10 protein-coding genes are annotated in these 13482 nt (G+C 58.6%); 5 read left to right on the top strand and 5 right to left on the bottom strand.

Annotated elements, in window-relative coordinates:
* Positions 1–12 precede the first annotated feature (12 nt).
* The 3 genes from ACYZT2_RS10040 to ACYZT2_RS10050 form a co-directional block, all read right to left on the bottom strand.
* Entirely contained in the window at positions 13–1281 is a 1269-nt protein-coding gene (locus ACYZT2_RS10040; protein WP_461971759.1) for an OmpP1/FadL family transporter, read from the bottom strand.
* A 147-nt stretch (positions 1282–1428) separates the two neighbouring features.
* Entirely contained in the window at positions 1429–1911 is a 483-nt protein-coding gene (locus ACYZT2_RS10045) for a hypothetical protein (protein WP_038979731.1), read from the bottom strand.
* A gap of 276 nt (positions 1912–2187) precedes the next feature.
* Positions 2188–2412 carry a hypothetical protein gene (locus ACYZT2_RS10050; protein ID WP_003204606.1) on the bottom strand — a complete coding sequence of 75 codons (225 nt, stop codon included), beginning with the start codon at positions 2410–2412 and terminating at the stop codon, positions 2188–2190.
* Positions 2413–3393: 981 nt separating this feature from the next.
* Here ACYZT2_RS10050 and ACYZT2_RS10055 point away from each other — a divergent pair.
* Together ACYZT2_RS10055 and ACYZT2_RS10060 are read left to right on the top strand one after the other, a co-directional pair.
* The gene (locus tag ACYZT2_RS10055; RefSeq protein ID WP_461971762.1) at positions 3394–3717 is read left to right on the top strand and encodes a sel1 repeat family protein; all 324 of its coding nucleotides are present in this window, start codon (positions 3394–3396) and stop codon (positions 3715–3717) included.
* Positions 3718–3892: 175 nt separating this feature from the next.
* Positions 3893–5257 (top strand): DNA recombination protein RmuC, encoded by a 1365-nt coding sequence (locus tag ACYZT2_RS10060; RefSeq protein ID WP_461973060.1) that lies wholly within the window; start codon positions 3893–3895, stop codon positions 5255–5257.
* Between the two features lie 147 nt (positions 5258–5404).
* On the opposite strand, the gene ACYZT2_RS10065 is transcribed toward ACYZT2_RS10060, so the two are convergent.
* Complete coding sequence (locus tag ACYZT2_RS10065) at positions 5405–8875, bottom strand: hybrid sensor histidine kinase/response regulator (protein ID WP_461971764.1); 3471 nt, start codon at positions 8873–8875, stop codon at positions 5405–5407.
* A gap of 360 nt (positions 8876–9235) precedes the next feature.
* On the opposite strand from ACYZT2_RS10065, the gene ACYZT2_RS10070 reads away from it, so the two are divergent.
* The 3 genes from ACYZT2_RS10070 to ACYZT2_RS10080 all read left to right on the top strand — a co-directional run bounded on the left by ACYZT2_RS10070 (position 9236) and on the right by ACYZT2_RS10080 (position 12776).
* Positions 9236–9547, top strand: a complete 312-nt coding sequence (locus ACYZT2_RS10070; protein WP_461971766.1) for a cupin domain-containing protein — start codon at positions 9236–9238, stop codon at positions 9545–9547.
* A 105-nt stretch (positions 9548–9652) separates the two neighbouring features.
* Positions 9653–10804, top strand: coding sequence for a TDT family transporter (locus ACYZT2_RS10075; protein ID WP_461971768.1), 1152 nt, complete (start codon positions 9653–9655; stop codon positions 10802–10804).
* A 97-nt stretch (positions 10805–10901) separates the two neighbouring features.
* On the top strand, positions 10902–12776 hold the full coding sequence (locus ACYZT2_RS10080) for an MFS transporter (RefSeq protein ID WP_461971770.1): 1875 nt from the start codon (positions 10902–10904) through the stop codon (positions 12774–12776).
* 107 nt (positions 12777–12883) lie between these two features.
* On the opposite strand, the gene sugE is transcribed toward ACYZT2_RS10080, so the two are convergent.
* A complete protein-coding gene (gene sugE / locus ACYZT2_RS10085; protein ID WP_461971772.1) occupies positions 12884–13198 on the bottom strand; it encodes a quaternary ammonium compound efflux SMR transporter SugE in 315 nt (104 codons plus the stop codon).
* Between the last annotated feature and the right edge of the window lie 284 nt (positions 13199–13482).

Here is a 13482-nt window from a genome sequence, read left to right on the forward strand (position 1 = left end):
CGCCGTGAATCATCAGAAACGGTAGGTCGCGCCAACACCGAAACCGTTCGCATAGTTTTCATACTCTGCGCTGTAGTTCTGACGGCCGTTGCTGTTGTTGACCTTGACCGATTCTTCGCGCAGGTACGAGTACGCTACGTCGATGGTCAGGTCGTCGGTCGGGCTCCAGCCGGCGCCCAGGCTGAAAATCTTGCGATCGCCTGTCGGGATGCGTGGGGAGCGGTCGACGTTATTGGTCGGTGCCTGGTCGACGGACAGACCGGTACGCAGCACCCATTGCTTGTTCAGCTGATAGGACGCGCCGATGGCGTGAGCCCAGGTGTCGTGCCAGTTCTGTTCTTCGGTGATGGTGCCGAACTGGCCATTCAAAATGGTCGGCACGCCTTTGTTTTCGACGGTGATTTCTTTCAGGCGGCTCCAGCGAGTCCAGGTGCTGCCTGCGTAGAGGGTCCACTTGTCGTTTAGTGCGTGAGTGACCGAGAAGTCGACCGACTCAGGCGTGGTTACGTCCAGTGAAGCGTCGTACTTCTGGCTTGGGTTCTGGCCCACCGCTGCGAGGACGTTGTAGTTGACCTTGGTGTCGCCTTCGAGCTTGTACTTCACTTTCGAGTGGTAAGTCAGGCCGACGCGCGTGCTGTCGGTGGCTTGAACCAAAATGCCGATGTTGTAGCCCAGCGCGGTGTCGTCGCCCTTGATTTTGACTTTGCCGTCCGGCGCGGCCTGGGTGATCGACAGGTTCGATTCCAGAGTCCCTTCAATGCGGTTGATGGTCGGACCGAAGCCGATCGACACCTTGTCGTTGAAGGCGTAGCTGACGGTTGGCTGGAGAGTCACGATTTTGACTTCGCTCTTGCTGCCGAAGTATTTGCCGGCGAAGCCGTTCTCGTAGTCGGTCACCAGGCCGAATGGAGCGTAGACGCCGAAACCGAACGCCCAGTGGTCATCGATTGGCTTTACGTAGTAGCCCATGGGCACGCCCATGAAAGGGACCATGTCACCTTTGTTGGTGCCACTATTCGGACTGGAGCTCGCATCACTGATATCAGCGTGCGCGTCGATAAATGCAACACCACCGGTCACTTGTTCGCGCTTGAGGCGAGACATGCCGGCAGGGTTACCAAAAACTGTAGATGCGTCGTCGGCAGATGAAGATCGCCCGGCAAAACCTGTCCCCATACCGCTGATGCTTTGTTCGTTGAGGGCGAAGCCACTTGCGAAGATTTGGGTGGATGCCATGGCAACGGCGAGACTAAGGGTGGTTTTGAGCATTACTTTTTTCATTATTAGAACTCCTGGTGATCACCGGGGCGAAAATTACCAACATTTTCGTCCGGGCGCTATAGCCTGTAATGCTTGAGTTAGAGCGGTTTTGTAGGACAATCCGACCAAAATCGCGACCTGTTGTGCGATTTTCGAAAAGGGGTGGGGTTAGCAGGCGACTTGATTCAACGATGAAACACAGGTTTGCCACGCGTAGGTGAAATCTCGCAGACGACCTTGGGGCTGAAAAGTCTGGCGCCAGATTCGGGCCATTCCCAACAGGTCATCGGAGGCGGGGAGGGGAGTGTTCTGTTCTTCCACCAGCAGCCAGGCGATGGCAGTGGCGTAACGCAGGTTGACGGTCAATTCCAGATGCGGCCCGCTGAGAAAAGCATGCTGGCTGGCGAGACCGCGGACCAGACTTGCCCGATCCGGGTCCAGGGCCAGATAGTGATCCCATAAGGCCTGATGGCGGGGTTCGGCGATTCGGTACAGGCCATGTCCGCGGCGGTCATGCAAGGCTGAACCAAGGGCTGACTGACTGGCGGCAATGCCCAGCAGCAGGGATTCGGCAGTTGCGCTATGGCGTCCGAGGTAGATCAACGTCGGACGGATCACATAACGACACAGTTCGCTGGCAGCGATTCCCATAAAGCCCTCGAAACCTGAAGTGGTCGGCGATACCTGAAAAGGGCCTTGGCAGCAGTGGAGTCGTTTCAGGCTCGCCGGAAGCGGATCAAGCCGCTTGAGTTGAAGTGTAGTGTCATTATTTCGCTGTAAAGGACTGTTTTTAAAATATTTCCGGCTTCGAGTTATAACCGTTATACCGGTTGGTACTTAGCCGTAGGCCACGAAATGAGAAATATCGGGCAATAAAAAGCCCCGCTTTTCAGCAGGGCTTTTGAGGTTTTCAGCCTTTCTGGCGTCTCAGGCAACCAGTGCCTGACGAGTACGCTCGATCACAGCCTGCAGCGGTTCTGCGCTGGAGTATTGATCCGGGTACAGGCGTTCGCTGTGACGAGCGATGCCGTGTTCGTTGACCAGAGTGAAGCTGAAGCAGCCTTTGCGAGCGGCCATGATCAGGCAGTTCATTGGAGCAAAAGCGTTGGTTAGGGTGCGAATGGCATCCTGAGCGTGGATTTGAGTAGACATAATTGGTGTTCCTACAAGCGACACGGATAAGAACCGTGCAAAGTTAAAACGTTCCAGTGACGACGACCACCATTGGTCGAACGAAGAACCCGACTGGAACAAAGCAGCCAGTTTGAAGCGCTGATAAGTGGGCGCGCTTGGGCTGGCAGGTAGGTACTTAGGAGGGCAGGCAACACATCAAGGGCAAAGGTTCTGGGCCCGGGGTGAAGATCCTGATCAATTTGCAGGCTGGTTCGGTCAGAGTAAGTGAGCTTGGCAACACCCTTTGCTTTCGATTCAAAGGCTGTGTTGGCGCAAGATTTACCTGGAAACCATCGAGGTGGTCGATCCCGTTTTATCGGTGGAGGCTTCTCTTAGGGAAGGCTGACCGGGGGATTTGTTCGACCAGAATTGACTTTCAGCTTGGTACTAACGCCGCGGATACTAACGGATTGAACTGTAGAAGGGAAGCCAGTTTGTAAAAAAGCGCTGAAGTGCCTGTTGGCAAGTGCTGACTGAGCTGGCAAAGAGCAGACCAGTGCCCCGCAATAGCCCAGAACCCGGCCGTTGATCCGAGAGAACGATCGAGTCAGGATCGACCGGCGGCGCGGGTTGCTCGGTTTTATCTCCAGAGGTTACCGAAAAACGCGCCGAAAAAGCGCATCGATACAACCGCCTCTCAGGTACTTGTGCACATAAGTTGCGCGAACGGTCATCCCACTGTCATCCTCGCCTCAATGGGAGTGGGTGCCTGTAATGAAAATTTAAGTCAATGAAAAACATCGCTTTTTTTTACTGGTGAAAAAATCGTCAGTTTGACTGCGAGCCCCATCCCACACGGCTTTGCGCGAGTTCAAAGGCGGTTGTCCACTGAGTTATCCACAGCTTCTGTGGATTGTCCCAAGCGCTTGCTCTAGGACGGGTGTGCAGGCTTTTTTCGACTTTACCTGTGCGAAAAAAAGAGTAGAGTGGCGCGCCTTCCGATCTGCCCCACAGTGCTTTATGAAGTTTCGCTCAGTACCAGTCCCTGCTACCCCAACACCCCCCAGTGTTACCCCACCCAAGCGCTTTTCGATGCGCGTGGCTGAGTGGTTACTCGACAGCCCGCGCCTGGGCGAAAACTCCAACGTCAAACACTTCGCTGGACGCTTGCTCAAGCAGCCTGCCCGTGAAGGCGTGGTGGCCGCGCAAAGCCGTCTCGGTCAGCTGATGTGCCGCGAATGCGGTAACGCCCGGGATCGCCGCATTGGCCAGGAATTGTTGCGTCAGGCCGCGCGGGCGGGCGACCGACGCGCGCAACAGGAACTCGGCCTGAGCGAAGACTGAGCTGTCCAAGACCTGACGCCTTGGTTAACCTTCACGCTTTATCGAATGGGCAGGAGTGGCTATGGCGATGGACTTGACCAGCGCATTGCTGGGGCTGGCGGGCGCTGGGCTGCCGTTACTGGTATTGGCCTGGCAACTTCAGCGTCGGGCGAGTGCGGGACAGGCCGAGCTGGCGCTGCTGGAAGAGCGCCTTGCCATCGCCCAACTGACGCAGGACGGCTTGAATGCTCAGCTTGACACCTGCCGTGATGAAATCGCCGACCTGAGCCAGGCCAACTCCGCCAAACAGGCCGACTTGGCCGCCGTGCGCCGTGAAGTCGAACTGCTCCAGATCGAACGCGACGATGCCCGCGACGCGGCTCACGCCTGGAACATCGAACGCGCCGGCAAAGAGGCTGAGTTGCGTCGTCTCGATGCGCAGGCCGCCTCCCTGAATGCCGAGCTGCGTGAGCAGCAGGAAAGCCATCAGCAGCGCCTCAACGACCTGCAAGGGTCGCGAGACGAGCTGCGTGCGCAATTCGCCGAGCTGGCGGGCAAGATCTTCGACGAGCGTGAGCAGCGTTTTGCCGAAACCAGTCAGCAACGTTTGGGGCAGTTGCTCGATCCGTTGAAGGAGCGCATTCAGTCGTTCGAAAAACGCGTCGAGGAAAGTTATCAGGCTGAAGCCCGCGAACGCTTTTCCCTGGCCAAGGAACTGGAACGGCTGCAACAACTGAACCTGCGCCTGAGCGACGAAGCCACTAACCTCACTCGTGCTTTGAAAGGGCAGAAAACCCAAGGCAACTGGGGCGAACTGATTCTCGAGCGGGTGCTTGAACATGCGGGCCTGGAGAAGGGGCGTGAGTATCAGACCCAGGTCAATCTCAAGGGGCCGGACGGTGAGCGTTTCCAGCCGGATGTGATTATTTACCTGCCCGGCGACAAGCAGGTCGTGGTCGATTCCAAAGTCAGCCTCACGGCTTATCAGCAATATGTGGCGGCCGAGGACGATGCCATCGGCCAGATCGCCATCAAGCAGCACGTGCTGTCCCTGCGCAATCACGTCAAAGGCCTGGCCGGCAAGGACTACAAGCGGCTCGACGGTTTGCACAGCCTGGATTTCGTTCTGCTTTTCGTCCCGATCGAAGCGGCGTTTTCTGCGGCGTTGCAGGCTGAGCCGACGCTGTTTCAGGAGGCATTCGACCGCAATATCGTGATCGTCAGCCCGACCACGTTGCTGGCCACCTTGCGGGTCATCGACAGCCTGTGGAAGCAGGAGCGCCAGAGCCAGAACGCCCGGGAAATCGCCGAGCGCGCCGGTTGGCTGTACGACAAGTTCGTGTTGTTCATTCAGGATCTGGACGAGGTCGGCAATCGCCTGCAGCAACTGGACAAGGCCTACAGCTCTGCACGCAATAAGCTGACAGAAGGCCGCGGCAACCTGGTCAGTCGCAGCGAGCAGCTCAAGTTACTCGGCGCGCGAGCCAGCAAGAGCTTGCCGGCGGACCTGCTGGAGCGGGCGATGACGGATGTCGATGGCTTGGCCGAGTTGCCTGAATAGGTGACAAGCTAAAAGCATCGCGAGCAGGCTCGCTCCCACGGTTTTTGTGTTGTTAATTCGATTTGTGCAACAACACCGTCCCACTGTGGGAGCGAGCCTGCTCGCGAAGACCTTCGTTCAGGCACCGCAGGGTTAAAACCTGCAATATCACAACGGCAAATGCCGACTCAACAACGCCCGCAACGCCGCCGGTTTCACCGGTTTGGCCAGGTAATCCAGGCCGGCCGCATGCACCTGGGCTACCGTCTCCGGCCGTCCATCGGCACTGATCACCACCCCCGGCACCGGCTCGCCCAATTGCGTGCGTAACCACGCCATCAACTCGGTCCCGGTCTCGCCATCGTCCAGGTGGTAATCCACCAGCGCCAATTGCGGACGCATCCCATCGCCGAGCAGTGTCGCGCATTCATCACGGTTGCGCGCGGTCCAGACCTGGCAGCCCCAGCGCGTGAGCAAACTGTTCATGCCGATCAGGATGCTGTCTTCGTTATCGATACACAGCACCTGCGCGCCGCTGAGCAAATGGCCATTGAGTTCGGCAAGCTTGGCTGGCGTCGCGGTTTGTGCCCGTGCCAGCGGTACGCTGACACTGAACACACTGCCGCGACCCGGCCAGGAACGCACGCGCAAGGTATGACCCAGCACGCGACACAGCCCATCGGCAATCGCCAGGCCCAGGCCCAGACCTTTCTCGGCCCGGGTCTGGTGACTGTCGAGGCGTTTGAACTCTTCGAAAATCACCTGCAGTTTGTCTTCCGCAATGCCCGGGCCACGGTCCCAGACCTCCAGGCATAGCTCGCCGTTGCGTCGCCGAACGCCGAGCAACACTGGCCCTTTGGCGTAGCGGAAGGCATTGGTCAGGAAGTTCTGCAAAATCCTTCGCAGCAGTTTGATGTCACTGTCGACCCGTAACGCGCTGCCCCGGACACGAAATTTCAACCGCTGTTCCTGAGCCAGTGCCTTGAACTCGGCGCCCAGCGTATGAAACAACTCATTGAGCTCGAAGGGCTTGCGATCAGGGTTGATCTTGCCGTTTTCCAAGCGGGAAATGTCCAGCAGATCGCTGATCAGGTCCTCGGCCGAGCGCAGTGAACTGTCCAGGTGATGAACCAGCTTCCGGGCTTCACTGGATAAGTTTTCTTCCTGGTGGGAGAGGGCGGCAGAGAACAATCGTGCGGCGTTCAGCGGTTGCATCAAGTCATGGCTGACGGCGGCCAGGAAACGGGTTTTCGACTGGTTGGCCGATTCGGCGGTGCCTTTGGCTTCGGTCAGGGCAACGTTGAGTTGCGACAGCTCGTGGGTCCGTTCGGTGACTCGTTGCTCGAGGCCTTCGTTTGCTTCGGTCAGCGCCTGCTCGGCCTCGCGGAACGCGGTGATGTCGGTGAAGCTCATGACGAAACCGCCGCCGGGCATCGGGTTACCGATCAGCTCGATCACTCGACCATTGGGGAACAACCGTTCGGAGGTATGGGCCCGGCCCTGACGCATCCAGTGCAAGCGACGGGCGACGTGCACTTGCGCTTCGCCGGGCCCGCACAGACCGCGCTCGGCGTTGTAGCGAATGATGTCGGCAATCGGCCGGCCCACTCTGATCAAACCGTCGGGGTAGTTGAATAACTCAAGGTAGCGCCGGTTCCAGGCCACCAGTTTCAGCGATTGGTCGACCACGCTGATGCCTTGGGTAATGTTTTCGATGGCGCCTTGCAGCAAGGCGCGGTTGAACTGGAGTACCTCTGAAGTTTCGTCAGCGATCCGCACGACATCCTCGAGTTGCATTTCCCGACCTTCGATGGCGGCTTTTACCACCGCCCGGGTGGAAGATGCGCCGAGTACACCGGCCAGCAAGCGTTCGGTATGGGCGATCCATTCACCGTCGGCGTTCTGCGTCGGGTTGAAGCCTTTGCCCTGACGGTAGGCGAAACGGATGAAACTCTGGCGAGCCCGCTCTTCGCCGACAAAACGGGCGGCCAATTGCAGCAAATCGTTGATCTGTACCGCCAGCATCGAACGGGCGCTGGGGCGGGCGCTGATTTCCTGGCCGATGAAACGGCCGGCTTGCCAGTGCTCCGAAACTCGCGTGCGTGACAGTAGCGAAACCCAGGCGAACAAGGTGAAGTTGCCCGCCAGGGACAGCACCACGCCTTGAGTCAGCGGCGTGATCGGCAGGTTCAACGGGTTGCCTTGCAGCCAGGCCAGGCCGGGAAAACTGCTCAGGGGCAAGCCGAGACTCTTGGCGGCGATCGGCAACACCAGCGTGTAGAACCAGAGGAACGTGCCGGCGGCCAGCCCGGCAAACACCCCGCGACGGTTAGCCTGTTTCCAGTACAGCGCGCCGAGCATGGCCGGGGCCAGTTGGGTCACGGCGGCGAAGGCGATCTGGCCGATGGTTGCCAGGCTCGCGGTGGAGCCCAGCAGTCGATAACTGACGTAGGCCAACAGCAGAATGACCACGATGCTCACCCGGCGCACCGACAGCATCCACTGGCGGAACACTTCGAACGGCCGCTCGGCGTTGTTGCGCCGCAGTAACCATGGCAACAACATGTCGTTGGAGACCATGGTCGACAGCGCCACGCTGGCCACGATCACCATCCCGGTCGCCGCCGAAGCGCCGCCGATAAACGCCAGCATCGCCAGGGCCGGGTGAGATTGGGCCAGAGGCAGGCTGATGACGAATGAGTCCGGCAGCACCGAACTGGGCAACAGCATCTGACCGGCCAGCGCAATCGGCACGACAAACAATGCCGCGAGCGCCAGATAAGCCGGGAATACCCATTTGGCCAAGCGCAGATCCTGGGGGTCGATGTTTTCCACCACGGTCACATGGAACTGCCGGGGCAGGCAGATGATCGCCATCATCGCCACGCCTGTTTGCACCACCATGGACGGCCAGTTGATGGTTTCTTTCCAGTACGCTTCGAGGCGCGGGGCGAGCATGGCCTGGTCGAACAGGTCGTCGAAACCGTCGTACAGGCCGTAGGTCACGAACGCGCCGACCGCGAGAAAAGCGAACAGCTTGACCAGCGATTCAAAGGCAATTGCCAGCACCATGCCGCGGTGGTGTTCCGTGGCGTCGAGGTTGCGGGTACCGAAAACGATGGTGAACAGCGCCAGTACCAAGGAGACGATCAGCGCTGTGTCTTGCGCGCGCGTGCCCATGGCGTCGGCGCCGGCGCCGATCAGCAGGTTCACGCCCAGCACGATGCCCTTGAGCTGCAAGGCGATGTAGGGCAGCACGCCGACCAGGCAGATCAGCGCCACCACCACCGCCAGCGACTGGGATTTGCCGTAGCGGGCGGCGATGAAGTCGGCAATCGAGGTGATGTTCTCCTGTTTGCTGATCATCACCATTTTTTGCAGAACCCACGGCGCGCACACAAGCAGCAGGATCGGCCCGAGGTAGATCGGCAGGAATGACCAGAGTTGTTCGGCCGCCTGGCCCACGGCGCCAAAGAATGTCCAGCTGGTGCAGTAAACGGCCAGCGACAAGCTGTACACCCAGGCACGCATCCGTGGCGGCAACGGTGTGCTGCGACGGTCGCCGTAAAAGGCAATAGCGAACAGGATGGCCATATAGGCCAGGGCGACGGTGGCGATCAGCCCGATGGACAGCGACATGGGAACTCCAGACAAAAGACATCCGGGACGCCCGCCCGGTCAAGACAGTCTCGCATGACCGCTTGAGTTAGTCAGTGTCGACCAAGGTCGTGGCGTAGTGGGGTGTCGCAGGTTGGGAGTCAGTTGGATTTTTGGTGTCTGCGCGGGCCTCATCGCGAGCAGGCTCGCTCCCACAGTTGATCTTCAGTGGACACAAAATATGTAGGCACCCTCAATCCAATGTGGGAGCGAGCCTGCTCGCGATAGACCTTGCTGACTCAACGCAATATCGATCAATCGATACGCTCCGTCAAAGTCTGTGGCGTCGATGTTCGATGACCGTTAGCCTTGGCGCCGCCATTCATTTCGACGGACCGACCCATGAAGATCATCCGCAGCAAATCCTTCACTGGTGACCGTGCCTGGGCGGCGCTGGACATCGCCAACATGAACGGCATCACCACTCGTTTGCACTGGACCGATCAGCCCTACAAATGGCATATCAATGACGGTCAGGAAGTGTTCGTGGTGCTCGACGGGCAGGTGCAGATGCGTTATCGCGAACAAGGCCAGGAAAAGGAAACGCTACTCGAAGTCGGCGATATCTTTTATGCGTCGGTGGGCACCGAGCATGTGGCTCATCCGCTGGGTGTGGCGCGGATATTGGTGATCGAGACCGAAGGCAGCGTCTGATGACATATCTGTAAAACAGATAACAGTTAGAGATATTACCCGTTATATCGATATTTGATTCAGATCTACCATGAACTCCACCTCACGAGAGGACAGGAGTTCACCATGAGCTGCACCCATAGCGTTAAACCCGGTATCAAACCGCTGAGTCATTTGCAGCACCCACGAGAGGCCATCCGCCAATTCACCCCCAACTGGTTCGCGGCGACCATGGGCACAGGTGTATTGGCGCTGGCGCTTGCGCAATTGCCAGTGTCGAATCCCGGTCTGCATGCCTTTGCCGAAGGCCTGTGGCTGTTCAATATTGTCCTGTTTATGTTGTTCACGGCCATGTATGCCGCCCGCTGGATCATGTTCTTCAACGAGGCGCGACGGATTTTCGGCCATTCCACGGTTTCGATGTTTTTCGGCACCATTCCGATGGGCCTTGCGACCATCATCAATGGCTTTCTCCTGTTCGGTTTGCCGCGCTGGGGTGACGGTGTGATCCATCTCGCCGAAATACTGTGGTGGCTGGATGTGGCGATGTCGCTGGCCTGCGGCGTATTGATTCCCTACATGATGTTCACCCGTCAGGAGCACAGCATCGACCAGATGACCGCCGTTTGGCTGTTGCCGGTGGTGGCGGCGGAAGTGGCGGCTGCCAGCGGCGGCTTGCTGGCGCCTCACTTGGCCGATGCTCATTCACAACTGGTGGTGTTGGTGACCAGCTACGTGCTCTGGGCCTTTTCCCTGCCGGTGGCGTTCAGCATTCTGACCATCCTGTTGCTGCGCATGGCGTTGCATAAATTGCCCCACGAAAACATGGCCGCCTCGAGCTGGTTGGCGCTTGGGCCGATTGGTACCGGTGCGCTGGGCATGTTGCTGTTGGGGGCCGACGGACCAGCGATCTTCACCGCCAACAGTCTGCCGGGTATCGGCGAGATCGCCGCTGGGCTTGGCTTGGTGGCCGGCATCACGTTGTGGGGCTTCGGACTCTGGTGGATGCTGATAGCGCTGTTGATCACCGTGCGTTACTTGCGCGCCGGTATCCCGTTCAACCTCGGCTGGTGGGGCTTCACTTTTCCGCTGGGTGTCTATTCACTGGCTACGCTGAAGCTGGCCAGCACCTTGAACCTGACGTTTTTCAGTGTCTTTGGTTGCGTGTTGGTGGCAATGCTGGCGGTGATGTGGCTGATAGTCGCCAAACGGACGGTGCAGGGTGCGTGGCGAGGTGAGCTGTTTGTCTCGCCGTGCATTGCAGGATTAAAGAAATAACCTGCAAAGATTAGGTAATCTGTGGCCTGGATCGACGTCAGACATTCCAATAACAGTATCCAAGCCACTCTCTACCTAAATCAGGGACACATGGAAGATGAGTCACCCCTCACAGTTCACCTTGCTTCGCACTCGGCGCTTCCTGCCGTTTTTTGTCACGCAGTCCCTCGGGGCCTTCAATGACAACATCTTCAAGCAGTCGCTGATCCTCGCCATTTTGTACCGGCTGACCATCGAGGGTGACCGCTCGATCTGGGTCAACCTGTGTGCGCTGCTGTTTATCCTGCCGTTCTTCCTGTTTTCGGCGCTCGCCGGGCAGTTCGGGGAAAAGTTCGCCAAGGACGCGCTGATCCGTCTGATCAAGCTCGGGGAAATCGTCATCATGGCGGTGGGCGCGGTCGGTTTCATGTTCGATCACCTGTCGCTGATGCTGCTGGCGCTGTTTGCCATGGGCACCCACTCGGCGCTGTTCGGGCCGGTGAAGTACTCGATCCTGCCGCAGGCCTTGCGTGAGGAAGAGCTGGTGGGCGGCAACGGTCTGGTGGAAATGGGCACCTTCCTGGCAATTCTCGCCGGGACGATTGGTGCCGGGATCATGATGTCCACCAGCAACTACGCGCCGGTCGTGTCCACGGCAATCATCGGGATCGCGGTACTCGGTTACCTGGCCAGCCGCAGCATTCCCCGGGCCGCGGCGGCATCGCCGGAAATGCGCCTGAACTGGAACATTTTCAGCCAGTCCTGGGCCACCTTGAAGCTGGGCCTTGGGCAAACCCCTGCGGTATCGCGTTCGATCGTCGGCAACTCATGGTTCTGGTTTGTCGGGGCGATTTATCTGACGCAAATCCCGGCGTACGCCAAGGAATGGATGCACGGCGACGAGACCGTGGTGACGCTGATTCTTACGGTGTTCTCGGTCGGTATCGCACTGGGTTCGATGCTCTGCGAGAAGCTCTCCGGACGCAAAGTCGAGATCGGTCTGGTGCCGTTTGGCTCATTCGGTCTGACGGTGTTTGGCCTGTTGCTGTGGTGGCATTCCGGCGGGATTCCGGACAGCGTTACTGGCCATGGCTGGATCGAAGTCCTGGGGTTTGGTTACACATGGCTGGTGTTGATCGACATCCTCGGGCTTGGGGTCTTCGGCGGTTTTTACATCGTGCCGCTGTATGCGCTGATCCAGTCGCGTACCGTCGAGAATGAGCGTGCTCGGGTGATCGCCGCCAACAACATTCTTAACGCCCTGTTCATGGTGGTCTCGGCGATTGTGTCGATCGTCTTGCTGAGCCTCGCCAAGCTGTCGATCCCGCAGCTGTTCCTGGTGGTGTCGCTCCTGAATATCGGCGTCAACGCTTACATCTTCAAAATCGTCCCCGAGTTCAGCATGCGCTTCATGATCTGGCTGCTCGGCCATTCCATGTACCGCGTCGAGCATCGCAACCTGGAACTGATTCCCGATGAGGGCGCGGCATTGTTGGTTTGCAACCATGTGTCGTTCGTCGATGCCTTGCTGATTGGCGGTGCAGTGCGTCGGCCGATTCGCTTTGTGATGTACTACAAAATCTACAACCTGCCGGTCCTGAACTTCATCTTCCGCACGGCGGGGACGATTCCGATCGCCGGGCGTCAGGAAGACATTCAGATCTACGAAAAAGCCTTCACCCGCATCGCCCAGTATCTGAAGGACGGCGAGCTGGTGTGCATTTTCCCTGAAGGCAAGTTGACCGCCGATGGCGAGATCAATGAATTCAAGGGCGGGCTGACGCGGATTCTCGAAGAAACGCCGGTGCCGGTGATTCCGCTGGCATTGCAGGGGTTATGGGGGAGTTTCTTCAGCCGTGATCCAGACAAAGGCGTGTTTCGCAGGCTGTGGTCGCGGGTGACCCTGGTGGCGGGGCCGGCGGTGGCCGTTGAAGCGGCTGAACCGACGACATTGCAAGGGGTGGTGGGGGAATTGCGTGGGGCCGTCAGGTAGTCGGTGACTTTGCAGGCCTCATCGCGAGCAGGCTCGCTCCCACAGTGGATTTGTGAACGGCGCAGAACCATTGTGGGAGCGAGCCTGCTCGCGATTGCGGTAGAGGCCTAAGCGCTAACCTTGAGCCCAACCAACCCAGCAATGATCAACGCCACACTCGCCAGCCGAAACAGTGCCATGGATTCGCCAAACAGAATGATCCCGGCGATCACCGTGCCCACCGCACCCACGCCAGTCCAGATTGCATAGGCCGTGCCCAGCGGCAATTCCTTCATGGCAAGGCCCAGCAGGCCAAGGCTGATCACCATGGCGGCAATGGTCAGTACGGTAGGAAGAGGGCGGCTGAAACCGTCGGTGTATTTCAGGCCGACGGCCCAGCCGACTTCGAACAGACCAGCGAAAAACAGAATGATCCAAGACATAAGAGACCTCCATCGATGGATGGGGTCGTCCCCGGATTAATCACTCGATCGAGCCGCGAGGTCGTCCCCGCGTTGGGCAATAGAGTGCCCATCATTAATCCGAGGATCAAGTCTGCAGCTTAATCCGCCGCTTGCTGAGCAGCGGTTGGCCGGTCAGCCAGTGCGCGCATGGCCTGATTCCTATTATTAAGTAGCACCACAAAACCAATGTGGGAGCGAGCCTGCTCGCGATGAGGGACTGACATTCAACATTGATGTTGACTGAAACTCCGCTATCGCGAGCA

It is taken from the genome of Pseudomonas sp. MDT1-85 (genome assembly GCF_054898065.1).

Excerpts from the sequence above, each read along its gene's own strand:
- sugE (WP_461971772.1), bottom strand. The coding sequence starts at position 13,198 with ATGTCTTGGATCATTCTGTTTTTCGCTGGTCTGTTCGAAGTCGGCTGG.
- ACYZT2_RS10075 (WP_461971768.1), top strand. The coding sequence starts at position 9,653 with ATGAGCTGCACCCATAGCGTTAAACCCGGTATCAAACCGCTGAGTCAT.
- ACYZT2_RS10050 (WP_003204606.1), bottom strand. The coding sequence starts at position 2,412 with ATGTCTACTCAAATCCACGCTCAGGATGCCATTCGCACCCTAACCAAC.
- ACYZT2_RS10045 (WP_038979731.1), bottom strand. The coding sequence starts at position 1,911 with ATGGGAATCGCTGCCAGCGAACTGTGTCGTTATGTGATCCGTCCGACG.
- ACYZT2_RS10080 (WP_461971770.1), top strand. The coding sequence starts at position 10,902 with ATGAGTCACCCCTCACAGTTCACCTTGCTTCGCACTCGGCGCTTCCTG.
- ACYZT2_RS10040 (WP_461971759.1), bottom strand. The coding sequence starts at position 1,281 with ATGAAAAAAGTAATGCTCAAAACCACCCTTAGTCTCGCCGTTGCCATG.
- ACYZT2_RS10065 (WP_461971764.1), bottom strand. The coding sequence starts at position 8,875 with ATGTCGCTGTCCATCGGGCTGATCGCCACCGTCGCCCTGGCCTATATG.
- ACYZT2_RS10055 (WP_461971762.1), top strand. The coding sequence starts at position 3,394 with ATGAAGTTTCGCTCAGTACCAGTCCCTGCTACCCCAACACCCCCCAGT.
- ACYZT2_RS10070 (WP_461971766.1), top strand. The coding sequence starts at position 9,236 with ATGAAGATCATCCGCAGCAAATCCTTCACTGGTGACCGTGCCTGGGCG.